This window comes from Sphingomonas aquatilis (assembly GCF_014196115.1).
In the GTDB taxonomy this organism is placed as follows: Bacteria; Pseudomonadota; Alphaproteobacteria; order Sphingomonadales; family Sphingomonadaceae; genus Sphingomonas; species Sphingomonas aquatilis.
In genome coordinates, this window is the sequence record NZ_JACIDB010000004.1 from 188,408 (window position 1) to 215,138 (window position 26,731).

Below are 26,731 nucleotides of genomic sequence, written 5' to 3' on the forward strand. Positions count from 1 at the left end.
GTGGCCATATAGGAGCGCAATCCGGCTTTGTCGCGCATTTGTCATGACCGATCGAACCGTTTCCCCTGCCTGCTCGTTGTGGCGCTTTCGGGAGTGGAGTCGGACGATGGCGAAGGATCACGGCGCACAGATCAAGGACGACGGCCTGTACGAAGAGCTGCGCAAACAGGGCAATTCGAAGGAAAAGGCCGCGCGCATCGCCAACGCCAAGGCGAACGGATCGCTCGACCACAAGGCGACGCACCTCGAAGATCGCACCAAGGCAGACCTGCTGAAGGAAGCGCGCGAGATCGGCATCGAAGGCCGATCGACGATGGACAAACCCGCTCTGATAAAGGCGATCCGCGGGCATAAGTGAGGGTCAATGCTAGAGGCGCGCGAACCTCGCCCCACTTCACCCGTGACCCCGGACTCGTTCCGGGGTCCACTCCGCGGCTGGGGGATGGTAAGATGCTCTAGTCGACCCCCGGCGGCCCGGTGAACCCCGGACCAAGTCGGGGGTGACGGTGGGGTTTGCGGCCCCCTATCGCGCCCGCTGCCTTACCCTTAGGCCGCACGCCGCCCAAATCTTCCGGCCCCTTCGCTGCTGGCACCGGCGAGGACACCGCCTTCGCCGCGGCCACCCGCACCGCGCCCAGCAACGCCTGATGCTTCATGCACTGCCGCCGTCCCACATCCCCCGTCACCCCGGACTTGTTCCGGGGTCCACTCCGCGGCTGGGGGAACGGCAAGAGGCTCTAGTCGACCCCCCGGCGGCCCGGTGGACCCCGGACCAAGTCCGGGGTGACGGCGCGTTTGCGGATGCCTACCGGCCGCCCGACACGGCATCACCCTTACGCCGCACGCCGCCCAAATCCTCCGGCCCCTTCGCCACCGGAACAGCCGCGGGCACCGCCGTCGCCGCAGCCACCGGCACGGCGCTCAGCAACACCTGCTGCTTCATACACTGCCGCCGGTCCGCGCGTTTGGTGAGCGTACAATTCCACAACGGTCGTTCGATCCCCGCATCCCGATCGCGCCAGTAACTGAACGCCATTGCCGCCACTTGCTCGGTCGTCAGCGGCGTCGCGGCGGGCGTGGCGGCGGCTTCGGTCCAGCCCGAAAAACGGCAGGTCTTGCGCTCGCCGCAGGCCTTCATCGCCACCGCGGGATACAGGTCCGGCATCACGCCCTTGGGCAGCGTCGCGAGGATCGTCTCGTTCGTCCCGTCCGCCACCGGCGCCGTCGCTGCGACCGTCGCGGCCGCACCATCGTCGCCCAGCATCCCCAACGCCTCCGCCGCATCGAGCAGCGCGGTATCCGCCTCGGCGAGCGCCGCGCCGGTCTTATGCGCATCGGACACGGGGGCGAGCTGGGCGATCACGGGCTCCGCGGAGCTCACCTGTCGGTTGAACGCGGGCGGCGTGCCCCACCAGCCCGTCCAGCGGAAAAACAGATGGCTGTGCACCGCGACCACCTTGTCCAGGCTCGTCTGCCAATAGGGGACGACCCAGTCGGTATGGTAATGCGTCGCATAGCCGACCGGTCGATAGACCGCGCCCGACAAGGCTGCGTCCGCCACGCCGCGTGCGCGTCGCCATTGGTCCGCGGTCGGGGTCCAGCGGCTGAGCGCATGGTCGCACGCGAAGCTGAACTGGCAGCCCGTGCTGCGCTCCTGCCCTTCGAAGATTACCCCACAGATCGTCTTCGGAAACGCCGGATGCCGCAGCCGGTTGAGCACCACCTGCGCGACCGCGCGCTCGCCTTCGGCATCGTCGCCCGCCTCGTACAGCACCCCTGCCGCCATGCAGTCGAGCGCCCGCGCCCGATCCTCCGCGCCCCCGGCGAAGCGGAACGGCCGCGCCGCCGGATTAGGCAAGGTAGAGAAGGGGATGGCGTCATTGTACGCCTTGGCATCCTCGGCCGACAGGTCGACGAACGCGACCGGCTCGACGTCCGGCACTTCGGCGGCGGGTACGACGTGGCGCGGGGGAAGCCGGACCGCCTTATGCGCTTTTGGGATCGCCGGCGGGTGCGCCACTACCCACGCCGGCACGCCGATCGCCAACAAGGCGGTGACGGCCAGCACGGGGCGCAGCCAAAGGGGGTAGGGGGCCGCGCCGCCGTGATTCGCCGAAGTCATTACGGCTGCGTGTGCTTCGCCTTGGGGCCGGAAGCAATCCGGCGTCCACTCGCCCCATCCTCGTCATCCCCGCGAAGGCGGGGATCCAGACACGCTACCGTTGCGAATCAAGCTGGGAGCTCAGCCAGTCTGGATTCCCACCTGCACGGGAATGACGGAAATGGGTTAGATGTGCCTCACTGCTCCGGCAGGAAGTCCGGCACCGACAGATAACGCTCGCCCGTGTCGTAATTGAACCCGAGCACGCGCGCATTGTCCGGCAGGTCCGGCAGCTTCTGCAGGATCGCCGCCAGCGTCGCGCCCGACGAAATACCGACGAGAATGCCCTCTTCGCGCGCCGAGCGTCGCGCCATGTCCTTGGCGACCGCGGCATCCACCTCGATCACCCCGTCCAGCGCCTGGGTATGCAAGTTGCGCGGGATGAAGCCCGCCCCGATCCCCTGGATCGGGTGCGGCCCGGGCTGGCCGCCCGCGATCACCGGCGAGGCCGCTGGCTCGACCGCGAAGACCTTCAGGTTCGGCCATGCCTTCTTCAGCGTCTCGGCAACGCCCGTGATATGGCCGCCGGTGCCGACGCCGGTGATGATGACGTCGATCGGCGAATCGCGGAAGTCGTTCAGGATTTCCTGCGCCGTCGTGCGGACATGGACATCGACGTTCGCCCCGTTTTCGAACTGCTGCGGCATCCACGCACCCGGCGTCGCATGGACCAGCTCGATCGCGCGCTCGATCGCGCCCTTCATGCCCTTTTCGCGCGGGGTAAGGTCGAAGGTCGCGCCATAGGCGAGCATCAGCCGCCGCCGCTCCAGCGACATCGATTCGGGCATGACGAGGATCAGCTTATAGCCCTTCACCGCCGCGACCATGGCGAGGCCGACGCCAGTATTGCCGCTGGTCGGTTCGATGATCGTGCCGCCGGGCTTCAGGTCGCCGTTCGCCTCCGCCGCCTCGACCATGGCGAGCGCGATCCGGTCCTTGATCGATCCGCCGGGGTTCGACCGTTCCGATTTGATCCAGACCTCCGAATCGGGGAACAGCTTCGACACGCGGATGTGCGGCGTGTTGCCGATCGTTTCCAGGATGGTGTTGGCCTTCATGGCTTGGCGTCTCCGTGGCTAGGTTCGGTTTGCAGGATTTCTGGCGGGTCAAAGGTTCGCGCGGCGCCGAGTTCCGGAAACAGCCGCGCCCACAGCAAGGTCACACCGATCGCGCCCAGCCCGCCGAACACGACCGCGCCCACCGGGCCGAGCAGCGAGGCCATCACCCCGCTCTCGAATTCGCCCAGCTCGTTGGACGCCGAAATGGTCAGCTGCGACACCGCGCTCACCCGCCCACGCATCGCATCGGGGGTGTGGAGCTGGATCAGCGACTGGCGGACGTACACCGACACCATGTCCGCGCCGCCCGCGACGATCAGCGCGACGAGGCTGAGCAGGAACGCCGGATGGACGAACACCGCGACGCTGCCGAGCTGAACCGTCCGCGTCGCCAGGCCGAGCGCGCCGGTGACGTGGCTTGCGATGCCGAAGGTCAGGATGGACAGGCCGAACACGACGACCGCGGCGAGCATCTTGACGCCGACATTGGTGGTCATCGGCTTGAACGAGAACCAGATCGCGGTAGTCGCCGCGCCGATCCCCATGCCCGCAGCCAGCACGCCCAGGCCCTGCGACCCGACATGCAGGATGTCGCGCGCATAGACAGGCAGCAGCGAGGTCGCACCGGCGAGCAGCACCGCGAACAGGTCGAGCGTGATCGCCGCCTGCACCAGCCGGTTGCGGCGGACGTAGGAAAAGCCCTCGGCGATTCGCGCCAGCGGCCGGTGGTCGGGCTGCGACGGCGGCTGCGGCACAGGGCCGATCAGGAACATGAAGGTCAGCGCGACCGCGAACAGCGCGGTGGCGACGCCATAGGCGACCTCGGGGTGGATGGCGTAGAGCAGCCCGCCGACGCTGGGACCGGCGATCGTGCCCACCTGCCACGCGATCGAGCTGACTGCGATCGCGGTCGGCAGGCTCTCGCGCGGCACCAGATTGGGCGCGAGCGCCGAATAGGCGGGGCCCGAAAATGCCCGCGCCACGCCGAACGCCACGGCCGCGGCGAACAGCGCGATCAGCGTCAGGCGCCCCGACCAGGTCAGAAACCACAGCATCCCCGCCGTAGCGACCAGCAGCGCGGTGGTGCTCCGCACGATCCAGCGTCGGTCGACGCTGTCGGCGACCAGGCCCGTGACCGGGGTCAGCAGGAACAGCGGCACGAACTGCGCAAAGCCGATCATGCCCAGCATGAACGCCGCCTGCCGCACGTCCATCGTCACACGCGCCAGATTGTAGACCTGCCAGCCGATGACGATCGACATCGCAGATACGGCGATCGTCCCGCTGAACCGCGACAGCCAATAGGCGCGGAAGTTGGCGATGCGGAACGGATGGACGGGGCGCGTGCTCATGTCGGACGAGCTTTGGCGTGGGCCGAGGGGAAGGGCAACATAGTTGCGCTTTTGCTGGCAGAGCAAAGTCCTCCCCCGCTAGGGGGAGGTGGCGCCGCGAAGCGGTGACGGAGGGGGAGGGGGCGGCCAGCTTCCCGTATGCGGGCGCGCCCCCTCCACCACGGCCTTGCGGCCGCGGTCCCCCTCCCCCGCTGAAGCGAGGGAGGACTGAACCCCACCAGAAACGCTACGTCACAGCCATCTTACCCCAGGGAATTGATGTTCCCCGTGAACCCGGCCTATAGGCTCGGTCACATCCCCAGGACCGTTGAGGTAATACGTGGCCAAATCGCCTGCTCCTCCCGCCGTACCGCTCAGCAATCGCGAGCGTCCCGCCGATCCCAAGCCGTTCGAGGCGACGAAGGAGCAACTGCTCGACTTCTACAAGCAGATGCTGCTGATCCGCCGGTTCGAGGAAAAGGCGGGCCAGCTCTATGGCTTGGGCTTCATCGGCGGCTTCTGCCACCTGTACATCGGCCAGGAAGCGGTCGCGGTCGGCCTACAGTCGGCGCTGGACGGCGACAAGGATTCGGTGATCACCGGCTATCGCGACCACGGTCACATGCTCGCCTATGGCATCGATCCCAAGGTGATCATGGCCGAACTGACCGGCCGTGCGGCCGGCATCAGCCGCGGCAAGGGCGGCTCGATGCACATGTTCTCGACCGAACATAAGTTCTACGGCGGCCACGGCATCGTCGGCGCGCAGGTGTCGCTCGGCACCGGCCTCGCCTTCGGCCACAAGTACAGCAACGACGGCGGCGTCTGCCTCGCCTATTTCGGTGACGGCGCGGCCAACCAGGGCCAGGTCTACGAAAGCTTCAACATGGCGGAGCTGTGGAAGCTCCCGATCATCTTCGTGATCGAGAACAACCAATACGCCATGGGCACCAGCGTCAACCGCGCTTCGTCGGAAGACCAGCTCTATCGCCGCGGTGAAAGCTTCCGCATCCCTGGCATCCAGGTCGATGGCATGGACGTGCTCGCCTGCCGTGGCGCCGCGGAGGAAGCGCTCGCCTGGGTGCGCGCGGGCAAGGGGCCCGTCATCCTCGAGATGAAGACCTATCGCTACCGCGGCCACTCGATGTCCGACCCCGCCAAGTATCGCAGCCGCGAGGAAGTGCAGGGCGTTCGCGACAAGTCCGACCCCATCGACCACGTCAAGAAGCTGCTTGAGGGCCACGGTGTGACCGAGGCCGATCTCAAGACGCTCGAACAGGATATCCGCAAGATCGTGAACGAAGCCGCCGATTTCGCCGAAAGCACGCCCGAGCCCGAAGAGGCCGAGCTGTATACCGACGTGCTGGTGGAGACGTACTGAGATGGCGATCGAGATTAAGATGCCCGCGCTGTCCCCCACCATGGAGGAGGGCACGCTTGCCAAGTGGCTCGTGAAGGAAGGCGATCAGGTCAAGTCCGGCGACATCATGGCCGAGATCGAAACCGACAAGGCGACGATGGAATTCGAGGCCGTCGACGAAGGCACGATCGGCAAGATTGTCGTCGCCGAGGGCACCGATAACGTGAAGGTCGGCGAAGTCATCGCCATGCTGCTCGAAGACGGCGAGAGCGCCGATTCGGTCGCCACGACGAAGAGCGACAGCCCCAAGGCGGACGAGAAGCCCGCCGATAAGGTCGAAGATTCCGCGCACCCGGCGCAGGAAAAGGTCGAGACGGGCACGCGCCAGATGTTCGAAGCGGCCGAGAACGAGGGCAAGCAGGACCCGGCGATCCCCGAAGGCACCGAGATGGTGAAGACCACCGTCCGCGAAGCGCTGCGCGACGCGATGGCCGAGGAAATGCGTCGCGACGAGCGCGTGTTCGTGATGGGCGAAGAAGTCGCGCAGTACCAGGGCGCCTATAAGGTGACGCAGGGCCTGCTCGACGAATTCGGCGACAAGCGCGTCATCGACACGCCGATCACCGAATATGGCTTTGCCGGCGTCGGCACCGGTGCGGCGATGGGCGGCCTGCGTCCGATCATCGAATTCATGACGTTCAACTTCGCCATGCAGGCGATCGACCACATCATCAATTCGGCCGCCAAGACCAACTACATGTCCGGCGGCCAGATGCGCTGCCCGATCGTGTTCCGCGGCCCCAACGGTGCGGCGAGCCGCGTCGGCGCGCAGCACAGCCAGAACTACGGTCCTTGGTATGCCAGCGTCCCCGGCCTGATCGTCATCGCGCCCTATGACGCGGCCGACGCCAAGGGCCTGCTGAAGGCCGCGATCCGTAGCGAAGACCCCGTCGTCTTCCTCGAAAACGAGCTGATGTACGGCCGCTCGTTCGACGTGCCCAAGCTCGACGATCATGTCCTGCCGATCGGCAAGGCGCGGATCATGCGCGAAGGCAAGCACGTCACGCTCGTCAGCTATTCGATCGGCGTCGGCCTCGCGCTCGAAGCCGCCGAAACGCTGGCCAAGGACGGCGTAGAGGCGGAGGTCATCGACTTGCGCACGCTGCGGCCGCTCGACACCAAGACGGTGCTGAATAGCCTCGCCAAGACCAATCGCCTCGTCGTGGTCGAGGAAGGCTGGCCGACCTGCTCGATCGCCAGCGAGATCGCCGCGGTGGTAATGGAACAGGGCTTCGACGACCTCGACGCGCCGGTGCTGCGCGTCACCAACGAGGACGTGCCGCTGCCTTATGCCGCGAACCTCGAAAAGAAGGCGCTGATCGACGCCGCGAAGATTGTGGCGACCGTCAAGAAGATCGTCTGATACGGACGGGAAGGGGGCGGCGCTGCCGTCCCCTTCGACCGCTTACGCCGCGAACAGGTCGCAGGTCGACGGCGCCGCCGAATTGAGCGGATTGTAGATCTGCCGGAAGTCGCGATTGTTGCGGACGATCATCGACGCGACGTAATGCATGCGGAACGGCTTCGCGAGCCACGCACTGACCAGCGGCTGATACTGGTAATTCACCTCGACGAAGATCACGCCCGTGTCGGCGGGCGCGCTGACCATACGGCCGGGATCGCCCATGCCGTTGGGGGCCAAGGTGCCGGCGTCCGACGACGTCGCGGTCGATCCGGCAGTCGCCGACGTCGTGCCATAGCTCGACTCGTAGCCTGCACCGCGCTTCATTCCCATGCATCGCTGCCAGTGAATGCGCTGCACGCGCGCGCTGTCATAGCTCTGCTGGATATATTCCAGGCTGGAGATCGTGACCCGGCCGTACGTCCCGAGCTTCAGCGGCGCACCCTGCAATCGAGCCGCCTGCAGCACGTCGTTCATGTCGCCGTCGCGCATCTGTTCGATGTTGTTCGCCCCCATCTGCCCCATGCGCGAGGCATTGTCGGCGAGGGCGAGCGTGATCTGGCTGATCCGCATATGCGTCAGCGCCTGATTGCCCATCTCCGCGCCATACAGGCCGAGCGCCAGCACGACCGGCCCGGCGAAGGCGAATTCGATCATCGCGACGCCGCGGCGGTTGCGCGCCAGCCGCCGCCACAGGGCCTTGGGCCGGGGTGTCAATTGCATAGACGATTCACCGTCGGTGCCGCCTGCGTCGCATAAGGCTGGTTCTTCAGCAGCGTCTCGGCAGTCACCGTCTGATAGGGCGAGGCCCCGATCAGCGGGGCGACCGGAAAGATCCGCGGATAGGTGATGCGCATGCGATACAGCGTCACGTCGTTCGCGCCGCCCTGGCCGGTCGTGCCCGGCTCCGCATCCCAGCTGCCGTTACCGTTGATGTCGCGATAGCATTCGCCCGGATCGCGTTGGTTGTTGCCGTTGGTATCCTCGAACGGTTCGGGGCCGACCGCGCCGAACGTCGCGTAGCTGAGCCGCGTCGAGCAATAGGTGCCCGGCATTGGCGTGGTGGCGCAGGACGCGATCGGCATCGCCATGACGCCCGTCATCATCTGCAGCACGCGTGCGTCGATGGTCGCGGTCTGCTGCGCGCCACCCTGAATCCCCGAATCGCGCGCCGCCTTCTGGATCGCACCGTACAGCAACTGCTTGACGTACATCTGGTACAGCATGTCGCCGAGGCCCATCATCATCAGCGCCATCACCGGAAAGATGATTGCGAATTCGACGAGGGTGACACCGCGCCGGTCGCGACCCAGCCGCGACAGCAGCTCGCGGCCGATCCTCATTTCGACACCCGCAGCAGCGCCACCTGGTTCGCGATCCGGCGGAAGGCCGCATCCAGCGACGCATTGTCGCTGGCGTAGAACGCCTGGCCGGGCGAGGCGCATTGCGTCAGCTGCGGCGTCAGCGTCTGGCCGAAGCCGATGACGAATACGGTGATGTTGCGCGCCTTGGCCGCGGTGCATTCGGCGAGGAAGCGCGCATTGTGATAGGGGACCAGGCCGTTGGCATCCGTACCGGTGCTCGCGACCCGGCCGTCATAGGCCTGCAGCCCGTACATGCCGTAAATCATCGGATTGGGCGCCATGTCGCCGTCGGTCATGAACACGATATACCGATTGGGCGCCTGACGCCCCGGCCAGGCGGCGGTATCGGTCGCGAACAGGCCGGTCGGCGACAGCAGCCGCGTGCCCCAGATCATGCCCGTGTCGTGATAGGTGCCGCCCTGCGCCTTGAAATCGACTGCGTTGACGTAGTCGGACACGTCGCTGCGGGTCATCACGCCCAGCCGGCGCACGGGCTTGCCGCACGACACATAGGCCGCCCGCAGGTTCGCGGTGTAGGCGAGCGACGTCCAGGTCGCCGTGGCGTTGGTCGTCGTGGTCGACACGTCGCCGTATACGAAAGGCGAGATCGGCGAATAGGGCCGCGCGGTATTGCCGGCATTGGGGTTGGACGTCGAACCGCGATAATAGACGACCTCCGGCCACATCGGCCGCCAGCGCGTCGCATCGCTGGTCGCGACGGCGTCCGGGTCCAGGTCGGGCGGCAGGTTGCTCTGGTCGAAGCTCAACGCACCGTAGGTGGTATTGCGCTCCTCCAGGCACCCCTGCCATTTGGCGGTCTGCCCGGTGACCTTGCTGGGATCGGGCACCGCATTGCCCAGCTTGAATTGGCTGACGTCATACGACACCGGCTGATATTGCCAGACCGGCATCTTGGGATCGGTGGTGACGGTGCAGGTGCCGCCGGAATAACTAGACCAGCTCGACGTGACATATTCCGCGGTGCCGTCGGCGCGGAAGACATAGGTCGCGACTGATCCGTCGGGGTTAATTACGTTCTGCGGCGAACGTCCCGTCGCGCGGTTGTTGCAGTTTCTCTGCGAGACATTGTAGCTGGTGCTCGACGTATCATCGCCATTGTTGGTTTCGCCGACGATCCGTCGCGACTGATAGGTCCAACTGTCGACGATGGCGCTCGATGGCAGCGCGAACCCGGCATTGACCGTCGACGTATAGGTGACGAAGCCATAGCGCACGTGCGTCGACGTATCCGCATTCGCCGTCATCGTGTCGTAGAAGCTGAGCACCGCCGATCGCAAGCCGGAAATCTTGGATCCATCCGCCTCGACCGCATAATAACCGGTCGTCCCGTCGGGACGGGTGTAGGTGCTGGTCTGGTTCGTGCAGCTGTTGGCGGGCGTGCAGGCCATCGACCCGGTCGTGTCGAGCACGAACATGACGTCCGAATCGGCGACGTCGAAGCGCGCTTCGCAGTTTACCGTCATCGTCCGCGCCGGCATGCCGAACATCTTCATCACCGTCGTCGGCACCCGGACGGAGGCGGTGCCGGCGACCTGATTGTCGCTCGTCTTGGTCGGCGTGAAGGGCACGGTCGCGCTGGTATAGGCCGGCGTCCCCATGATCCCGCTGGGGAAGTTGTTGGCGAAGAACGTCTTCGCCGTCGCCGCCGCGGCCGGGTCCAACGTGCCGCTGCTGCTGTCGGCCATCGCCTTGCGACCGGCCAGCGCACCCGCATCGCACGCCTGTTGCAACCGCACTTTCACCAGATACATGCGCCCGAAGTCGACCGCCGATCCGGTGAGTGCGGACATTGGGATCAGGAAGGCGGCGAGCATCGCGAGCGTATTGCCGCCCTTCGCCCGGGCGAAGCGGGACAGGAACGAAGGCTGGCCGTTGGTATCCGTCAGTTGCCGATCGATCGTCACGCCGCGCGAGCCCTGTCCATAATCGACTGATATTCTAAGCGCTTAATGCTGACGATTACGTAAATGCCGTGTCCGGTCCGGCCCTATCGCGCCATCCGCCCGACGCGGTCGCGGGGCTTGCAAGTCGCGATCCGGACGGGCAGCGATCCGCCACCATGGACGATCCCTCCGCTGCCCCGCCGCCCGATCGCGAACTGATGCTCGCCGCCGCCCCGCATGCGGCGCGGGATGCGCTGCGCACGCTGTTCGACCTCGACGATCGGCTCGCGGGCATCGTCCGGACGACCCGCGAACCGATGGTCGGCCAGATGCGGCTCGTCTGGTGGCACGATGCGCTGGAGCGGCTCGACACCGCGGCGCCGCCGGCCGAACCCCTGCTCCAGGACATCGCACGCCTGCTCCTGCCGCGTGGCGTGAGCGGCGCGGCGCTCGCTGCGATGACCGACGGGTGGGAAGAGCTGGTCGTCACTGATCCACTCAATGATCAGGCGCTAGCGCGGCATGCCGATTCGCGCGGGGGCACGCTATTCGCGCTCGCAGGACGTTTGCTGGGCGCCGAGCCGGCTGTTCTGCGGATCGCGGGGCAGGGCTGGGCCTATGCCGATCTCGCTCGCCATCTCACCGTCGCCCCGCTCGCCGATCACGCGTTGGCGCAGGCCCGCGCCACGCTTTCCCGAGCCTTCACCGCCACATGGCCGGCGCTAGTGCGATCTGTCGGCGTGCTCGCACTGCTCACATCGCTCGATCTGGAGGGCGGCACGCCGCTCGCCAAGGCGTGGCGCGTCGCGCGCTTCCGCTTCACCGGGCGATAGCGGCATTGCCTGCGCTGCATCGCATGATAGCCTTCCGCTGCAATCGGGAGGGCGGGCGATGTGGCGGTATCTGGCGGGTGGCGGAGCGCTGGCGGCGGCGGTCGGGGCAGGGGTGCTGATCGCCGGGCATCGTGGCCAGCCGGACCTGCTGCCCGCGCAACCGCTGGTCCAGCAGGCCGCCGCGCAGACCACCACCGACGCCGAAGACGCACCCGTTCCGGAAGCCGCGCCCGCCACGCGCGAACAGAAACGCTTCAACCGCTACGACAAGGATCGCGACGGACGCATCACCCGCGACGAATATCTCGCCGCCCGCCGCAAGGCCTTCGCCAAGCTCGACACCAACGGCGACGGCCGGCTCAGCTTCGACGAATGGGCGATCAAGGCGACGACCAAATTCACCGCCGCCGACAAGGACGCCTCCGGCGCGATGACCGCAGCCGAATTCGCCACCACCGCCGTCAAGCGGAAGGCACCGTCTCGCGCGAAATGTCCGCCGCCGCAGCAGGCTCCGTCGGAAGAGAGCTGAGCCACGGTTCGAACGCGGCGCGCGCCCGGTCGGTGTACATCCGCTTGCGATCCGCCTTCTTCGTGCGACCGGGGATCGGCGGCATCAGCCCGAAATTGACGTTCATCGGCTGATACGTCTCCGCCTCCGCACCGCCGGTGATATGCCCCAGCAGGGCGCCGAGCGCGGTCGTCACCGGCGGGGGGCTGAGCGTCTCGCCCCGCAGTTCGGCCGCGGCGAACCGCCCGGCGAGCAGGCCGATCGCCGCACTCTCGATATAGCCCTCGCACCCCGTGATCTGCCCGGCGAAGCGCAGGTTCGGCCGGTTCTTCAACCGCAGCGTCTCGTCCAGCAGTTCGGGCGATCGGATGAAGGTGTTGCGATGCAGGCCGCCCAGCCGCGCGAACTCGGCATTCTGCAAGCCCGGGATCGTCCGGAACAATCGCACCTGCTCGGCATGCTTCAGCTTGGTCTGGAAGCCGACGATGTTCCACAACGTGCCCTGCCGATTGTCCTGGCGCAGCTGCACCACTGCGTACGGCCAGCGCCCGGTGCGCGGATTGTCGAGGCCCACCGGCTTCATCGGCCCGTAGCGCAGCGTATCGATCCCGCGCTCCGCCATCACCTCGATCGGCATGCAGCCGTCGAAATAGGGCGTGTCCTTCTCCCATTCCTTGAACTCGGTCTTCTCGCCCGCCAGCAGCGCGGCGTGGAAGACCAGATACTGCTCCTTGTCCATCGGGCAGTTGATGTAATCCGCCTCGCCCTTGTCCCAGCGCGACGCCTTCCACGCGATATCCATGTCGATCGTGTCGAAATGGACGATCGGCGCCAGCGCGTCGAAGAACGCCAGCGCCTCCGCTCCCGTCGCGCCGCCGATCTCCTGCGCCAGAGACGCCGCGGTCAGCGGCCCGGTCGCCAGGATCGCCGGCCCCTCCGGCAAGGCATCGACCCGCTCGCGCACCAATGTGACGTTGGGATGGTTGGCCAGCGCCTGCGTCACCCCGTCCGAATAGCCGTCGCGATCCACCGCCAGCGCCGACCCCGCCGGCACGCGATGCGCATCGGCCTGGGCCATGATCAGCGACCCCAGCCGCCGCATCTCCTGATGCAACAACCCCACCGCATTCGCCTCCGCGTCGTCGGACCGGAAGCTGTTCGAGCACACGAGTTCGGCAAGCCCGTCGGTCTGGTGCGCCGGCGTGCGCTCACCGCTGCCGCGCATCTCGGACAGGCGCACGCGAAACCCCGCCTCGGCCAGCTGCCACGCCGCTTCCGATCCGGCGAGCCCGCCGCCGACGATATGGATGTCATGAGTCATGCGCAATGCCTCTAGGCGGCAGCGGGCAGGGGGGCAACGCGCGAGGGGCCCCATGCGTTATCCCGCCATGACGACCATCTACACGATCGGCTACGAAGCGACGACCATGGCCGACTTCCTCGCCGCGCTCATCAAGGCGGGGGTCAAGCGCGTCATCGACGTCCGCGCATTGCCGCTATCCCGCCGCCCCGGCTTTTCCAAATCCTCGCTCGCCGCCAGTCTGAAAGAGGCCGGCATCGATTACGTTCACCTGAAGGCGCTCGGCACCCCAAAGCGCGGCCGCGACGCCGCCAAGACGGGCGACGTCGCAACCCTGACCGCCGTATACGACGACCAGCTCGCGTTACCCGAGGCGCAGGCGGCGGCAGCCCAGATGCTCGACCTCGCCCAGGAAAAACCCAGCGCCCTCCTCTGCTACGAACGCGAACCGACCCACTGCCACCGCACCCTGCTGCTCGACGCAGTGGGTGAGGGGGTAGAGGTGGTCGATCTTTACGCCTGAGGCGCCGTCGCCTCCCGCAGCCGTTTCACCCGCCGGATGCGCGGTTCGCGGTCGATCTCCGCTTCGGCCTTGATCGACTGGCGCAGTTCGTCGCGCTTTTCGTGGATCGAGGCGATCACCGGGCCCATCGCGACGCCCAGATCGACCAGCACCGCTTCCGACAATTGGAGCGAGCTTTCGAGCGTCTCGGGCACCGCGTCGGTCACACCGGCGCGGTACAGTTCGGCGGCATGCTGCGGATCGCGGGCGCGGGCGATGATCGGCAGCTCGGGCGCCAGCGCGCGCATCCGCCGCGCCAGCCGCACGGTCAGCACCGGATCGTCCATCGTCAGGATGAGCGCGCGCGCGCTGGCGAGGTCCAACCGGTCGATCAGTTCGGCGCGCGCGACGTCACCGAACAGCACCGGATGCCCCGCCCGCCGCGCATCGGCGACATTGTCGATGTCGGCATCCACCGCGAGATAGCGCTGGCCGTGAATCTTCAGCATGTCCGCGACCATCCGCCCGACGCGCCCGAAGCCGATCACGACCGTCCCCGGCCCCTCGCCATCGTCGATCGGCCCCGCGTCGATCGGCGCGCGATCGATGCCGCGCGACAGCCGCTGCCCGGCCTTGGCGAGCAAGGGCGTGATCGTCAGGCCGATCGCGGTGACCGTCTGCCAGAAAGCGGCTGTCGAGGGCAGGATCAGCTGCGCCTGCGCCGCGGTCGCCAGCACGATCAGCGTCGTCTCCGACGGGCTGCCCATCAGCAGCCCCGTTTCGGCGGCGATCCCGCGCCCAGTCTGCGCGACGCGCAGCAGCAGGAAGGTGACGACCGCCTTAACCCCCACGACCGCGAAGACCGCGGTCAGCAGCGCCGGCCAATTGTCGAGCACCTCGCGCAGGTTCACGCTCATGCCGACCGTGATCAGGAACACGCCGAGCGCCAGCCCCTTGAACGGCGCGGTCATTACCTCGACCTCGGTGTGATATTCGGTTTCGGCGATCAGCAGCCCGGCGAGCAGCGCGCCGACGATCGGCGACAGCCCCGCCGCGGTCGTCGCGACGCTGGCGACGATGACGACCAGCAGCGATGCGGCGAGGAACAGCTCCGGGCTCTTCGTCCGCGCCGCTTGCGCGAACAATCGCGGCAGTACCAGCCGCCCGCCCAGGTACATCACCACCACCGTCGCCGCCCCGCGCAGCGCGACGCCGGCGATGCCGACCCAGCCTTCCGCGCTTGCGGTCGGCGCCATTGCGCCCAGCGCAAAGATGATCGGGACCAGCGCCAGATCCTCGAACAACAGCATCGCGAACGCGCCGCGCCCGACCGGACCCGTCGTCCCCACCAGCGGCAGCACGAGCGCGGTCGACGACAGCGCCAGCGCCAGGCCCAGCCCCGCCGCGCCCGCCCAATCCTGCCCCAGCAGATGCACCGCGATCGCGATCAGCACCGCCGACCCGATCAGCTCCGCCGGCCCGGTGCCGAACACCTGCGCGCGCATCGCCCACAGCCGCTTGAACGACAGCTCCAGCCCAATCGAGAACAGCAGCAGGATGATGCCGAATTCGGCGAACGGCTCGATCGAATGCGGGTTGGATATGGTGAGATAATAGAGCCACGGCGCCTGCGTGGTCAGCTGTCCCAGCCCGAACGGCCCGACCAGCATCCCCACCAGAATGAAGCCGATGACGGGGCTCACCCGAAATCGCGCAAAGGCGGGAATCACAAGCCCCGCCGCCCCCAGGATCACCAGCGCGTCGCTGAACCCCGCATTATCCAGTCCGATCGCCATGAGGGCGACTGTAGGGACCGTGGGCCATTTGTCAGCCCCCGGATGGCGTTTCTACAATCCGGCAACATATCGTCATTTCCGTGTGGCGCCCCTCCGTCATTCCCGCGCGGCGCGCCCCTCCCAAGAAAGCCTTTATTCCCGCGAAGGCGGGAATCCAGACTGGCTGGCCGTGCGGTTCCATCGCTGACGTCAGAGGTTATGGATTCCCGCCTTCGCGGGAATGACGGAGGGCAGGAGACCACCACCCCTCAAGTCGTCATCCCGGCGAACGCCGGGATCCATGGTCACGTGCGGCCGATAATGCGCGCTAGACCGGCGTCATCGTATCCATGGATCCCGGCGTTCGCCGGGATGACGAAGGGGGCCGGGGCGGATCAGCAACAACCCCTCACGCCGCCAGCTTGAAATCCTTGAATTGCTCCCGCAGCGCCGTCTTCAGCAGCTTCCCCGTCGCAGTGTGCGGCAGGCTGTCGACGAACACCACCGCATCGGGCAGCCACCATTTCGCCACCGCGCCCTTCAGATGCTCGACGATCTCGCGCTCGCTCACCTCGCTGCCCGGTTTGCGAACCACGACCAGCAGCGGGCGTTCGTCCCACTTCGGATGCGCGATGCCGATCGCCGCCGCTTCGGCGACGCCGGGACAGCCGACCGCGGCATTTTCCAGCTCGACCGAGCTGATCCACTCGCCACCCGATTTGATCACGTCCTTCGACCGATCGGTGATCTGCATCGTGCCGTCCGGATGCAGCACCGCGACGTCGCCGGTGTCGAACCAGCCGTCCGCGTCGATCGCATCCGCCTCCGAACCATAATAGCGTTTCACCACCCACGGCCCGCGGATGTGCAGCCGCCCGGCGCTGGTCCCGTCGCGCGGCAGATGCCGGCCCTCGTCGTCGATCACCGCCAGTTCGACGCCATAGGGGATGCGCCCCTGCTTGGTCAGCACGTCGAGCTTGGCATCCTCCGGCCAGTCGTTCCAGTCGGGCGGCGGCGCCGCGGCGGTCGCGACGGGCGAGGTTTCGGTCATGCCCCACAGATGCTTGACGTCGACGCCCATGCCCATCAGCCGCGCGATCATCGCGCGCGGCGCGGCGGACCCGCCGATCGTCGCCATGCGCAGATGGCGCGGGGTCTCGCCGGTCGCATCGGCATAGGCGAACATCGCCAGCCACACCGTCGGCACGCCCGACGATATCGTCACGCGCTCCTCGTTCATCAGCCCGCACAGTACTTTGGGGTCGTTGACCGCGGAGAAGACCAGCTTCGTCCCCGCCATCGGCGCCGCGAACGGCGTGCCCCAGGCGGCGGCATGGAACAGCGGCACCACCGGCAGCAGCACGTCGGCCGACGACAACCCCAGCACCGCAGGCGACGACGCCAGCATCGCATGCAGCACGGTCGAACGATGTTCGTACAGTACGCCCTTGGGGTTACCCGTCGTCCCGCTGGTATAGCAGAGCATGCACGGATCGCGCTCCGATCCGGTCGCCCAGGCATAGTCGTCGTCTTCCGAGGCGATCAGCGCCGCGAAACTGTCCGGACCGTCGCCGTCCATGACCACATAATGTTCGATGGTCTGCCATTGCCCGCGCAGACGATCGACGATCGGCTGGAAGGCGCGATCGTAGAACAGCACCCGGTCCTCGGCATGGTTGGCGATATAGACCAGCTGGTCGTCGAACAGCCGCGGGTTGATCGTATGGACGACGCCGCCCATGCCGATCGTGCCGTACCAGGCGATCAGGTGGTGCGCGTGGTTCATCGCCAGCGTCGCGATCCGGTCGCCCGCGCGCATGCCCAGCCGTTCCAGCGCCCGCGCCAACCGCCGCGAATCGCGCGCGACGCCCTGCCAGTCGGTCCGCGTCTGGCTGCCGTCCGCCCAATGCGTCACGATCTCGCGCGTGGGATGTTCGCGCGCCGCGTGATCGAGCAGCGTCGATACCCTGAGTTCGAAATCCTGCATGCCGCCCAGCATCCGTGGCTCCTCTCAGTCCTTGCGCATCCGTGCGCCTCTTGCCGAAGCGGACCATACCCGAGACAGGAGCAAGGGCAAGATGGCCGATGTGACGAAGAATTGCCGGCGGCGGGTGGTGGACGCTGATGGCCACGCCTCTCCGTCACCCCGGACTTGATCCGGGGTCCCGCTAACACCGTCTGCCAAAGCGGGATCCCGGCCTAGGCAGGGATGACGGGACATAGCTGCCGCCAAAGCATCGCAAGTCTTACCCCGCCCGGGGAACCGTACGGCGTCAGCCAAAAAGATCGGCGGGAACAACGCACCCCCTAACCGAGCGCACCGCGTACCGCCCCCTCCGTCACCGCTACGCGGCGCCACCTCCCCCTGGCGGGGGAGGACTTAGGAGAGCTTAACTTCCAGGGACCACCGCCGATCGCGACGACACACGCCCGGTCACGGTCGTCGCCGATCAGCCGAAGGGTAGCGCAGCCGTCAAGTCCTCCCCCGCCAGGGGGAGGGGGGCCGTTCGACGCCAGCCGAATGGTGGAGGGGGAGGACACGGCACGCGTCCTTACCGAACGCACCGCTTACCGCCCCCTCCGTCACCGCTAACGCGGCGCCACCTCCCCCTTGCGGGGAAGGATTTGGACGCCCCTAATTCCCCGACACCGTTGTCGACTGCGGCGACACGCGCCCGTTCACCGCGATCGCCGTCGCGGGCCGCGCGTTCATCCGCACCGCCGCGGCGCCCGGCAGGCCGGGGAAGCGCGGCCACATGCCCTGCGCCAGCGCAGACCGGCTCACCGACGCCTTGCGACCGCCCTGCGCCTCATACATCCAGTAATTGCGCAGCACGGTGGTCACGTAACCGCGCGTCTCCCAATAGGGGATGCTCTCGATATAGAGCAGCGGATCGCCATTATCGTGGACGATCGCATTCCAGTCGCCCACCGGGCGCGGGCCCGCATTATAGGCGGCGATCACCTTCGGCAGCAGCCCGCCCGTCACGCCCGCCATGTCGCGCAGCCGCTCCAGATGGCGCTGGCCGATGTCCATATTGGTCGCCGGCTTGGTCAGCGCGCTCTTGTCGACGGTATAGCCGCTCTCGCGCATGTAATCGGTCGCGGCGGCGGGCATGATCTGCATCAGACCATAGGCGCCGGCGGGGCTGACGACCTTGTTGCGAAAGCCGCTTTCCTCCAGCGTATGGGCGTAGACCAGCGCCTTATCGACGCGCCAGCCGCTGGTCGGCGTCCAGTTCGGCGTCGGATAGCGTGCCTCGGCGGCGGCGACGACGCCCTGCGGGCAGTTATGCGCCAGCCATACGGTGGTTGCCGGCAGGCTGAGCGCCTCGGCGACGCGCACCAGGCTGCCGAACTCGGACGGATCGCCGATCCGCGCCTGCTGGCGCACGACGCTGTCGGCCAGGTCGGTCTCGCCGATCTCGGTCAGCGCCGCGGCGACGCGGAGATTGGGCCGCTTGTCGAGCCGCGCCCAGTCGGCGGCGACCACCTGCGTCTGCGGCCGGCCCTTGTCGCGGATCAGCAGCGCCTGTCGCGCCAGCTGGCCGTAGAAGCTTTCGGAATATTGCGCGGCATTCTGCAGGCGCGGCTGCACCTTGTCGGGCCGTCCGCACACCATGTCCGCGCGCGACGCCCAATAGAGCGCGGCGGCACGCAGATCGACGTCGGTCGCACGCGCGGCAACGCCTTCGAAGCCGGTGCCGGCAGCGGCGCAGTCGTTCTGCCGCCACGCCGACAGCGCCCCCATCCAGCGACCCTGCACCGCCCAGTCGCCCACGCCGTTCGCGGCCTTCGCCGCCATCGCCCGCGTGTTCAGGTCGTCGCCGGTCAGGAAATACATCCAGGCGATCTTCGCCTGCCATTCGGTCTGTGCCTCGGGCGTCAGGCCCGCGGTCGATTCGAGCAGCACCTGCGCCTCGGCGCCCTGGTCGCCCTTGATATAGGGCTGCATCTTCACCGCCAGCTCGGCGGCGATTTCGTCGCTGCGGGTCGTCTTGGCGCGGACGCGGCGCGGCGCGCCATCCTGCCAGATGAGTCGTTGCGCGACGGGCAGCGGCGGGAGTTCGCTCGCGCCGCGTACCTTGGCCAGCCGGGCCAGATCGGCGGCTTGGGGCAGCTCGGGCGCTTCGTTGAGCAGCGCGACCAGCGGCTCCAGTTCGACCCTGGGCGATCCCTTGGCGGTATATAGTTCGGCGCGGGCGATGGCGTGAAGCGGACCCGGCTTCATCGCGTCGAGGCCCATCTGCGCATCCTGCCAGCGGCCGTCGCGGATCGCCTGGAACACTGCGCGATACCCCTCGCGCTGCGCGCTATCCAGCTGGTCGGGAATGCGATCGTTGCGGCTGGCGGTTGTGATCCGGGCGTCGCCGCCTGCGGATGTGCCGGGCTCGGCGGCCGAAGCGGCCTGCGGCACGGTCAGCGCGACGATCGCGGCCATCCCCAGTGCCGCTAGTCCTGACGCCAGCATACGGGTCATGCGGACAAATTCCCCATCAGCAATTGCAGGTCCTTCCAGGCCTCCGCTTTCGCCGCGGGCTTCTCGATCAGGAAGCGCGGATGAAAGCTGGCGACCACGCCTGTCTTTCCCCGTCTATGGTTAAACGCGTGTAAAGACCCGCGCGTCCCGGGCATTTCCGCCCCCAAAATCGCACGGCTCGCCGCATTGCCCATCAGCAGCAGCCGTTTCGGCGCGACGAGGCCGATGTGGTGCTTGGCGATATCGGCCAGTTGCGTTTCCACCTCGCGCGGCATCCGCCCCGCCACGGGCCGCTTCGCACACACCGAAGCGAGGTGGATCGTCTCACGCGACAGGCCGATCGCGGCGAGCATGCGGTCGAACAGCCGCCCCGTCTCGCCGCTCATCAGGATGCCGGCGGCATCGTCGTCCTTGTCGGGGCAATCGACCAGCACCATCACCGCGGCATCCGCCGGGCCGGTCGCCGCGATCGACACGCCGCGCCACGCCACTTCGGGCACGGCATCGCCGCCGCGCCATGCGATGAAGTCGGCGAGGTCGGCGGGCATCGCCGGGGCCAGCTCCACCGGCGCGGCGGGGGAGGGCGCCCGCGCGAAGACCGGCGCGACCATCGGCTGGGTCAGCCAGTCGCGCGGATCCGCCTCGACGAGCGTGTCGACGCCCGCCTCCTGCCACCAGTCGAGCGCGCTCGCGAGGCTCTCATTCCAACTGTGATGCTGATCGGCCCCCACGTTTCTCTCTTTCTGTAGGTTGACGTTTTCGTCAACTTGTCCGATCGCGGTTCAGAGACGAGACGTTGTCGGCCTGCGCCTGACCGCTATCCCCCGGCGCCGACAACCGCAACCGTATCCGGGAGTGGATGACAATGACGCAACGTGAATCGATGCCTTACGACGTGGTGATCGTCGGCGCCGGCCCGGCGGGCCTGTCGGCGGCGATCCGGTTCAAACAGGTGGCGGCCGAAAAGGGCGCGGACCTCAGCGTCTGCGTGCTCGAAAAGGGCTCGGAGGTCGGCGCACATATCCTGTCGGGGGCGGTGATCGATCCGCGCAGCCTCGACGAACTGCTGCCCGACTGGCGCCAGGACTGTCCGCTCGCCGAAGTGCCGGTGACCGAAAACCTGCACTGGGTGCTGACGGAAAAGAAGAAGTCGATCCTGCCGCACGCGCTGACGCCGCCGTTCCTGCACAACAAGGGCACCTATACCGGCAGCCTCGGCAACCTGTGCCGCTGGCTGGCGGGCAAGGCCGAAGAACTCGGCGTCGAAATCTTCCCCGGCTTCGCCGCCGCCGAAATCCTGTTCGACGATCAGGGCCGGGTGATGGGCGTCGCGACCGGCGACATGGGCGTCGCGCGCGACGGCACCCACAAGCCCGATTACCAGCCCGGCCTCGAGCTTCACGCCAAATATACCTTCTTCGCAGAGGGTTGCCGCGGACACCTCACGAAGGAAGTGATCCGCACCTTCGACCTCGCCAAGGACAGCGACCCGCAGGTCTATGGCCTGGGCGTCAAGGAGTTGTGGGATATCGACCCGGAGCTCCATCAGCCCGGCCGCGTCATCCACACGCAGGGCTGGCCCCTGGGCGACGATGCCAATGGCGGCGGCTGGCTGTATCATCAGGCGAACGGCCAGGTCAGCCTCGGCTTCGTCACCTGGCTCAACTATTCCAACCCCTACATCTCGCCCTTCCAGGAGATGCAGAAGTGGAAGACCCACCCCGAAATCGCCGCGATCCTGAAGGGCGCCAAGCGCGTCAGCTATGGCGCGCGCGCGATCAGCGATGGCGGGCTCCAGTCGATCCCGAAGCTCGTCTTCCCGGGCGGCGCGCTGATCGGCGACAGCGCCGGCTTCCTCAACGTGCCGCGCATCAAGGGCACGCACACCGCTATGAAGAGCGGCATGATGGCCGCCGAAGCCGCGGCCGATGCGATCCTGTCGCAGCGCCAGCATGACGAACTGGCCGCTTATCCCGAAGCGTTCGAGCACAGCTGGGTGAAGAAGGAGCTGTCGATCGTCCGCAACGTCGTGCCCTTGGTCAAGAAGTTCGGCGATTTCCTGGGGTCGGGCCTAGCCGGCATCACGATGTGGCTCGAACATTTCGGCCTCAAGATGCCCTTCACGATGAAGCACCACCCGGATCATGAGACGCTGTGGCGCAAGGATCTGGTGAAGGCCCCGGTCTATCCGAAGCCCGATGGCGTCCTGACCTTCGACCGCCTGTCGTCGGTGTTCCTGTCGAACACCAACCATGAGGAGGACCAGCCCGTCCATCTGACTCTGAAGGATCCCAACGTCCCCGTCGAATACGATCTGCCGCTCTACGACGAACCCGCGCAACGCTATTGCCCGGCCGGCGTTTACGAGATCGTCGGGCAGGAGACGGGCGATCCCAAGTTCGTCATCAACGCGCAGAATTGCGTCCACTGCAAGACGTGCGACATCAAGGACCCCACGCAGAACATCAACTGGGTGGTGCCGGAGGGCGGTGGAGGCCCCAATTATCCCAATATGTAAGCGTCTGTTCCTCGCGTCGGTTCTGAGCATCGCGGTCGCCGCGCCCGCTCAGGCCGATGCGGCACGCCGCGCCGATCCGGTCGCGGACTATATGCAGGCCCGCGTCGCCGATGCTGACGGTGATGTGGCGACGGCGATCGCCGGCTACGCCCGCGCGCTCGCCGCCCGGCCCGCCGATATGACGGTCGCGCTGAGGGCGTATCGCGAAGCGCTGGCCGCCGGTGACATCCCGCTCGCCACCCGCGCCGCCGCGGTGCTGCGCAACCAGCCCGGCGCGCCTGCCGACCTCGCGCTGCTCCCCCTCGCGCTCGCCGCCGCGCGCAACGACGCGACAGGCGCCGAGGCCGCCACACAGGCGCTCGCCCGCACGCCGCTGTCGGTGATGGTCCCGGCGCTTCGGGCGTGGATCGCCTACAGCCGCGGCGGAAATCCGAGCGCCCCGATCGTTGCTGCCAATGTCGGCAGCACGCCCGTCGCCCAGCGCCTCGCGGCCGAAACCGCGGCCTTGCTCCAGATCGCGATGGGCGACGTGCAGGGCGGCCTGAGCGGGGTGCAGGCGCTCCGCGAAACCGGCTCGCCCGTCGATCTGCGCCTGTCCGCCGCGCAATTGCTGTTCGGCACCGGCCATGCCGACGAGGCGCGCGCGCTGCTCGCCGGTGACGACCCCGCGCTCGCCGCCCTCCGCCAGGGTGCTCCCGCCAAGCCGACGCTCGCCTATGGCGTCTCGCGCCTGCTCGCCCGCGTCGCCGGCGACCTCGTCGATCAGGACGTCGCGCCGCTGTCGATCGCGCTCACCCGCACCGCGCTCGTCGCCTCGCCTGCCAATGATCGCGCCCGTCTGCTGCTCGCCCAGGCGCTCGCGGGGGAGGATGCGACCGATCAGGCGCTCGCGACGCTCGACGCCGTGCCCGCGTCCAGTCCCTTCGCCTCCACCGCCATCGCCGCGCGCATATCGATCCTCGCCCGCGCCGATCGCACCGCCGACGCGCTCGCACTCGCCCGCCGCGACGCCGAGCGTGCCGACGCCGGTCCCGCCGCCTGGCAGCTCTACGCCGATCAGCTCAGCACTGCCGGCAACAATGCTGAAGCCGCCCGCTGGTATCGCCGCATCGCCGAGGCGCAGCCCACCGCGTGGAACGCCTGGCTGCAATATGGCGGCGCGCTGGAGCAGGCGGGCGATTGGCCTGCCGCCCGGGCCGCGCTCCAAAAGGCGGTGGCGCTCGCCCCGGCCGAGCCGCTCGCGCTCAATTACCTCGGCTATGCGCAGGCCGAACGCCGCGTCGACGTTCCTGCCTCGATCGCGATGCTGCAACGCGCGCACGGTGCCAAGCCCGACGATGCCTCGATCGCCGATTCGCTCGGCTGGGCGCTGTTCGTCAACGGCGACACCGCGCGTGCGCTGCCGCTGATCGAGCGCGCCGCCGAGGCGGAGCCGACGAATGCCGAAATTGCGGAACATCTCGGCGACGTCTATTGGGCGCTGGGCCGCCGTTACGAAGCCCGCTACGCGTGGCGCGCCGCGGCGTTGACCGCTCCGGCCCAGGACGCCGCGGCGCTCGCCACCCGGATTGCACAAGGCCCGCCCGCCCGATGATCGTCGAAGCCGCCCCCGCCAAGATCAACCTTGCGCTCCACGTCCGCCATCGCCGGCCGGACGGCTATCACGAGCTCGAAACGCTGTTCGCCTTCGCAGCCGATGGCGACACGGTGACCGTCGTACCCGCCGACACCGACAGTTTCGCCATCACCGGCCCGTTCGCCGCGGCGCTCGAGACGGCATCCGGCCCGAACCTCGTGGAGAAGGCCGCCGGCGCCTTCCGCGAGACGTTCGGCACCGCCGGGCATCACGCGGTCACGCTCGACAAGCATCTCCCCATCGCCTCAGGGATAGGCGGCGGATCGGCCGACGCCGCCGCGACGCTGCGCGCGCTCGCCCGCCTGCATGGCGTCGCCCCGCAGGACCCGCGCCTGTTCGTCCTCGCCGAAACGCTCGGCGCCGACGTGCCCGCCTGCCTCGACGGCCGCACCACCTTGGGCACGGGTAAGGGCGAGGCGCTGATCCCCATTGCCGGCCTCGCCGGTATGCCGCTGCTCCTGGTCAACCCCGGCGTCGCGGTCAGCACCGCCGCGGTCTTCGCCCGCTGGGACGGCACCGACCGCGGCGGCATCGCCGGGGAGGGCGACCTCCTCACCCGCGCCATCACCGGCCGCAACGACCTGCAACCCGCCGCGCTCGCACTGGCGCCAGAGATCGCCGACGTCCTGTCGCTCCTCGAAGGGGCAAATGGCGTCCGCCTCGCCCGCATGTCCGGCAGCGGCGCCACCTGCTTCGCGCTGTTCGCGGACGAAGCGGCAAGAGACACCGCCCGCGACGCCGCCGTCGCCAAAGGCTGGTGGACCCTAGCCACGACCCTTACCTAAAAGGGCTATCCCTCCCGCTCTCCAACCGTCATCCCAGCGCAGGCCGGGATCTTATATTTACAGCGCGCCACCAGCGCCGAGAAAGACGCAAGCCTCCGCTGGGGTGACGCCAAAGGCTGCGAAAAGCCGCCGCTGCCACAAGCGCAACCCCTCCGCGTCCTCCGCGCCTCCGCGCGCAAAACCTCTTCGCGTCTTCGCGTCTTCGCGCGAACCATATCCACCAACTCCATGGCCCAAAACCAAAGTTCCCCTCTTGTTCTCATGGAACAAACATCGTACATACAGAACAGACGCGTTGCTCATGCTGCGCGCTTGCTCTAGCGAGGAACCCTCCCGATGGCCGCCAATCTGAAAGTGATCGACACCGGCATGGCAACCGCAAACGCAGACCGTCAAAAGGCTCTCGACGCCGCCCTCGCGCAGATCGACCGCGCCTTCGGCAAGGGCAGCGCGATGAAGCTCGGTCAGAAGGAAACGATGCAGGTCGAGGCGATCTCGACCGGCTCGCTCGGCCTCGACATCGCATTGGGCGTCGGCGGCCTGCCGCGCGGCCGCGTGATCGAAGTCTATGGCCCTGAATCGTCGGGCAAGACCACGCTCGCGCTCCATGTCATCGCCGAAGCGCAGAAGAACGGCGGCACCGCCGCCTTCGTCGACGCCGAACATGCGCTCGATCCCGTCTACGCCAAGAAGCTGGGCGTCAACATCGACGAACTGATCGTGTCGCAGCCCGACACCGGCGAACAGGCGCTGGAAATCACCGACACGCTCGTCCGCTCGAACGCGATCGACGTGCTGGTGGTCGATTCGGTCGCCGCGCTCGTCCCCCGCGCCGAAATCGAGGGCGAGATGGGCGACAGCCACGTCGGCCTGCAGGCGCGCCTGATGTCGCAGTCGCTGCGCAAGCTCACCGGTTCGATCAGCCGCTCGCGCTGCATGGTGATCTTCATCAACCAGCTGCGCATGAAGATCGGCGTGATGTACGGCAACCCGGAAACGACGACGGGCGGCAACGCGCTGAAGTTCTACGCCTCCGTCCGTCTCGACATCCGCCGCACCGGCGCGATCAAGGATCGCGAGGAAGTTACCGGCAACACCACGCGCGTGAAGGTGGTGAAGAACAAAGTCGCCCCGCCGTTCAAGCAGGTCGAATTCGACATCATGTACGGCGAGGGCATTTCGAAGATCGGAGAGATCCTCGACCTCGGCGTGAAGGCGGGCCTCGTCGAAAAGTCGGGCAGCTGGTTCTCCTACGATTCGGTACGGATCGGGCAGGGGCGTGAGAACGCCAAGAACTACCTGCGCGAGAATCCCGAAATGGCCGACCGCCTCGAAAAGGCGATCCGTCAGCGCACCGAAAAGGTCGCCGAGGAAATGATGGCCGGCCCGGAAGCCGACGACGATCTGTGATCGCCGCGCCGTCTGATCGAATGCTACCAGGGGGCTCGCCGGGAACGGCGGGCCCCTTTCGCATGGAGGCGTTCCGGACGATGACGTATCCTCCACTTCGTCCACTTCCACGCTCGTTTTGGCGGAAATGGGTTGGGTGGGTAGAAGGACGACGGCGATAATAATCAGGGCATCACCCTCACCCTTCCGGCGCTTCGCGCCTCCCTCCCTCTCCCATTGGGAGAGCAGTGTCGGGTGGGCAGCGCCCCGCGCTGCCCAGACCATGCCGGGGGCATGGTCGACCCGACACTGGGCCCGCCCGGCGCAGCCGGGTGGGAAGGGTGAGGGCGACGCGTCACTGAGCC

The 26,731-nt window shown here is 67.5% G+C and carries 21 protein-coding genes; 10 read left to right on the forward strand and 11 right to left on the reverse strand.

The window, feature by feature from the left end:
• Nucleotides 1-106 precede the first annotated feature (106 nt).
• The gene (locus GGR47_RS11875; protein WP_147036766.1) at nt 107-358 is read left to right on the forward strand and encodes a DUF7218 family protein; all 252 of its coding nucleotides are present in this window, start codon (nt 107-109) and stop codon (nt 356-358) included.
• Between the two features lie 447 nt (nt 359-805).
• Here the strand turns inward: GGR47_RS11875 and GGR47_RS11880 are convergent, their stop codons facing one another.
• The 3 genes from GGR47_RS11880 to GGR47_RS11890 form a co-directional block, all read right to left on the reverse strand.
• The gene (locus tag GGR47_RS11880) at nt 806-2,122 is read right to left on the reverse strand and encodes a cell wall hydrolase (RefSeq protein WP_147036767.1); all 1,317 of its coding nucleotides are present in this window, start codon (nt 2,120-2,122) and stop codon (nt 806-808) included.
• Nucleotides 2,123-2,298: 176 nt separating this feature from the next.
• Nucleotides 2,299-3,219 (reverse strand): cysteine synthase A, encoded by a 921-nt coding sequence (gene cysK, locus GGR47_RS11885; RefSeq protein WP_147036768.1) that lies wholly within the window; start codon nt 3,217-3,219, stop codon nt 2,299-2,301.
• Nucleotides 3,216-4,571: an MFS transporter gene (locus GGR47_RS11890; RefSeq protein WP_147036769.1), complete on the reverse strand. Its 1,356-nt coding sequence runs from the start codon at nt 4,569-4,571 to the stop codon at nt 3,216-3,218. Before GGR47_RS11890 ends, cysK begins: the two co-directional genes overlap by 4 nt.
• Nucleotides 4,572-4,890: 319 nt before the next feature.
• Between GGR47_RS11890 and pdhA the strand changes: the two genes are divergently transcribed.
• Nucleotides 4,891-5,931 (forward strand): pyruvate dehydrogenase (acetyl-transferring) E1 component subunit alpha, encoded by a 1,041-nt coding sequence (pdhA, locus tag GGR47_RS11895; protein WP_017978905.1) that lies wholly within the window; start codon nt 4,891-4,893, stop codon nt 5,929-5,931.
• Between the two features lies 1 nt (nt 5,932).
• A complete protein-coding gene (locus GGR47_RS11900) occupies nt 5,933-7,333 on the forward strand; it encodes a pyruvate dehydrogenase complex E1 component subunit beta (RefSeq protein ID WP_147036791.1) in 1,401 nt (466 codons plus the stop codon).
• 42 nt (nt 7,334-7,375) lie between these two features.
• Here GGR47_RS11900 and GGR47_RS11905 read toward each other — a convergent pair whose 3' ends face one another.
• The 3 genes from GGR47_RS11905 to GGR47_RS11915 are packed head-to-tail and all read right to left on the reverse strand — an operon-like array spanning nt 7,376 to nt 10,661.
• A complete protein-coding gene (locus GGR47_RS11905; RefSeq protein ID WP_147036790.1) occupies nt 7,376-8,095 on the reverse strand; it encodes a TadE/TadG family type IV pilus assembly protein in 720 nt (239 codons plus the stop codon).
• The gene (locus GGR47_RS11910; RefSeq protein ID WP_147036789.1) at nt 8,086-8,715 is read right to left on the reverse strand and encodes a TadE/TadG family type IV pilus assembly protein; all 630 of its coding nucleotides are present in this window, start codon (nt 8,713-8,715) and stop codon (nt 8,086-8,088) included. The genes GGR47_RS11905 and GGR47_RS11910 overlap by 10 nt, the downstream gene beginning before the upstream one ends.
• Complete coding sequence (locus GGR47_RS11915; protein WP_147036788.1) at nt 8,712-10,661, reverse strand: TadE/TadG family type IV pilus assembly protein; 1,950 nt, start codon at nt 10,659-10,661, stop codon at nt 8,712-8,714. Before GGR47_RS11915 ends, GGR47_RS11910 begins: the two co-directional genes overlap by 4 nt.
• Before the next feature lie 155 nt (nt 10,662-10,816).
• On the opposite strand from GGR47_RS11915, the gene GGR47_RS11920 reads away from it, so the two are divergent.
• Together GGR47_RS11920 and GGR47_RS11925 are read left to right on the forward strand one after the other, a co-directional pair.
• On the forward strand, nt 10,817-11,473 hold the full coding sequence (locus tag GGR47_RS11920) for a squalene/phytoene synthase family protein (RefSeq protein ID WP_147036787.1): 657 nt from the start codon (nt 10,817-10,819) through the stop codon (nt 11,471-11,473).
• A gap of 58 nt (nt 11,474-11,531) precedes the next feature.
• The gene (locus tag GGR47_RS11925; RefSeq protein WP_147036786.1) at nt 11,532-12,002 is read left to right on the forward strand and encodes an EF-hand domain-containing protein; all 471 of its coding nucleotides are present in this window, start codon (nt 11,532-11,534) and stop codon (nt 12,000-12,002) included.
• Here GGR47_RS11925 and trmFO read toward each other — a convergent pair.
• Complete coding sequence (gene trmFO / locus GGR47_RS11930; protein ID WP_147036785.1) at nt 11,935-13,302, reverse strand: methylenetetrahydrofolate--tRNA-(uracil(54)-C(5))-methyltransferase (FADH(2)-oxidizing) TrmFO; 1,368 nt, start codon at nt 13,300-13,302, stop codon at nt 11,935-11,937. The two genes, GGR47_RS11925 and trmFO, sit on opposite strands and share 68 nt — an antisense overlap.
• A gap of 67 nt (nt 13,303-13,369) precedes the next feature.
• Between trmFO and GGR47_RS11935 the strand changes: the two genes are divergently transcribed.
• Complete coding sequence (locus GGR47_RS11935; RefSeq protein ID WP_147036793.1) at nt 13,370-13,804, forward strand: DUF488 domain-containing protein; 435 nt, start codon at nt 13,370-13,372, stop codon at nt 13,802-13,804.
• Here the strand turns inward: GGR47_RS11935 and GGR47_RS11940 are convergent.
• From GGR47_RS11940 to GGR47_RS19155, 4 genes are all read right to left on the reverse strand, one after another.
• Nucleotides 13,795-15,579 (reverse strand): cation:proton antiporter domain-containing protein, encoded by a 1,785-nt coding sequence (locus GGR47_RS11940; protein ID WP_147036784.1) that lies wholly within the window; start codon nt 15,577-15,579, stop codon nt 13,795-13,797. The genes GGR47_RS11935 and GGR47_RS11940 overlap by 10 nt on opposite strands.
• 388 nt (nt 15,580-15,967) lie before the next feature.
• Nucleotides 15,968-17,557 (reverse strand): long-chain fatty acid--CoA ligase, encoded by a 1,590-nt coding sequence (locus GGR47_RS11945; protein WP_147036783.1) that lies wholly within the window; start codon nt 17,555-17,557, stop codon nt 15,968-15,970.
• A 636-nt stretch (nt 17,558-18,193) separates the two neighbouring features.
• Complete coding sequence (locus tag GGR47_RS11950; RefSeq protein WP_147036792.1) at nt 18,194-19,999, reverse strand: lytic transglycosylase domain-containing protein; 1,806 nt, start codon at nt 19,997-19,999, stop codon at nt 18,194-18,196.
• Nucleotides 20,000-20,034: 35 nt separating this feature from the next.
• Nucleotides 20,035-20,769 carry a uracil-DNA glycosylase gene (locus GGR47_RS19155; protein WP_147036782.1) on the reverse strand — a complete coding sequence of 245 codons (735 nt, stop codon included), beginning with the start codon at nt 20,767-20,769 and terminating at the stop codon, nt 20,035-20,037.
• A gap of 134 nt (nt 20,770-20,903) precedes the next feature.
• Between GGR47_RS19155 and GGR47_RS11960 the strand changes: the two genes are divergently transcribed.
• From GGR47_RS11960 to recA, 4 genes are all read left to right on the forward strand, one after another.
• Nucleotides 20,904-22,556 (forward strand): electron transfer flavoprotein-ubiquinone oxidoreductase, encoded by a 1,653-nt coding sequence (locus GGR47_RS11960; RefSeq protein WP_017978892.1) that lies wholly within the window; start codon nt 20,904-20,906, stop codon nt 22,554-22,556.
• A complete protein-coding gene (locus tag GGR47_RS11965; protein WP_277286326.1) occupies nt 22,528-24,150 on the forward strand; it encodes a tetratricopeptide repeat protein in 1,623 nt (540 codons plus the stop codon). The genes GGR47_RS11960 and GGR47_RS11965 overlap by 29 nt, the downstream gene beginning before the upstream one ends.
• Nucleotides 24,147-24,977: a 4-(cytidine 5'-diphospho)-2-C-methyl-D-erythritol kinase gene (locus GGR47_RS11970; protein ID WP_147036196.1), complete on the forward strand. Its 831-nt coding sequence runs from the start codon at nt 24,147-24,149 to the stop codon at nt 24,975-24,977. Before GGR47_RS11965 ends, GGR47_RS11970 begins: the two co-directional genes overlap by 4 nt.
• 336 nt (nt 24,978-25,313) lie before the next feature.
• The gene (gene recA, locus GGR47_RS11975; RefSeq protein ID WP_017978889.1) at nt 25,314-26,387 is read left to right on the forward strand and encodes a recombinase RecA; all 1,074 of its coding nucleotides are present in this window, start codon (nt 25,314-25,316) and stop codon (nt 26,385-26,387) included.
• Nucleotides 26,388-26,731 lie beyond the last annotated feature (344 nt).

Excerpts from the sequence above, each read along its gene's own strand:
- GGR47_RS11875 (WP_147036766.1), top strand. The coding sequence starts at position 107 with ATGGCGAAGGATCACGGCGCACAGATCAAGGACGACGGCCTGTACGAA.
- GGR47_RS11880 (WP_147036767.1), bottom strand. The coding sequence starts at position 2,122 with ATGACTTCGGCGAATCACGGCGGCGCGGCCCCCTACCCCCTTTGGCTG.
- cysK (WP_147036768.1), bottom strand. The coding sequence starts at position 3,219 with ATGAAGGCCAACACCATCCTGGAAACGATCGGCAACACGCCGCACATC.
- GGR47_RS11890 (WP_147036769.1), bottom strand. The coding sequence starts at position 4,571 with ATGAGCACGCGCCCCGTCCATCCGTTCCGCATCGCCAACTTCCGCGCC.
- GGR47_RS11900 (WP_147036791.1), top strand. The coding sequence starts at position 5,933 with ATGGCGATCGAGATTAAGATGCCCGCGCTGTCCCCCACCATGGAGGAG.
- GGR47_RS11905 (WP_147036790.1), bottom strand. The coding sequence starts at position 8,095 with ATGCAATTGACACCCCGGCCCAAGGCCCTGTGGCGGCGGCTGGCGCGC.
- GGR47_RS11910 (WP_147036789.1), bottom strand. The coding sequence starts at position 8,715 with ATGAGGATCGGCCGCGAGCTGCTGTCGCGGCTGGGTCGCGACCGGCGC.
- GGR47_RS11920 (WP_147036787.1), top strand. The coding sequence starts at position 10,817 with ATGGACGATCCCTCCGCTGCCCCGCCGCCCGATCGCGAACTGATGCTC.
- GGR47_RS11925 (WP_147036786.1), top strand. The coding sequence starts at position 11,532 with ATGTGGCGGTATCTGGCGGGTGGCGGAGCGCTGGCGGCGGCGGTCGGG.
- trmFO (WP_147036785.1), bottom strand. The coding sequence starts at position 13,302 with ATGACTCATGACATCCATATCGTCGGCGGCGGGCTCGCCGGATCGGAA.
- GGR47_RS11935 (WP_147036793.1), top strand. The coding sequence starts at position 13,370 with ATGACGACCATCTACACGATCGGCTACGAAGCGACGACCATGGCCGAC.
- GGR47_RS11940 (WP_147036784.1), bottom strand. The coding sequence starts at position 15,579 with ATGGCGATCGGACTGGATAATGCGGGGTTCAGCGACGCGCTGGTGATC.
- GGR47_RS11945 (WP_147036783.1), bottom strand. The coding sequence starts at position 17,557 with ATGCTGGGCGGCATGCAGGATTTCGAACTCAGGGTATCGACGCTGCTC.
- GGR47_RS11950 (WP_147036792.1), bottom strand. The coding sequence starts at position 19,999 with ATGGCCGCGATCGTCGCGCTGACCGTGCCGCAGGCCGCTTCGGCCGCC.
- GGR47_RS11960 (WP_017978892.1), top strand. The coding sequence starts at position 20,904 with ATGACGCAACGTGAATCGATGCCTTACGACGTGGTGATCGTCGGCGCC.
- GGR47_RS11970 (WP_147036196.1), top strand. The coding sequence starts at position 24,147 with ATGATCGTCGAAGCCGCCCCCGCCAAGATCAACCTTGCGCTCCACGTC.
- recA (WP_017978889.1), top strand. The coding sequence starts at position 25,314 with ATGGCCGCCAATCTGAAAGTGATCGACACCGGCATGGCAACCGCAAAC.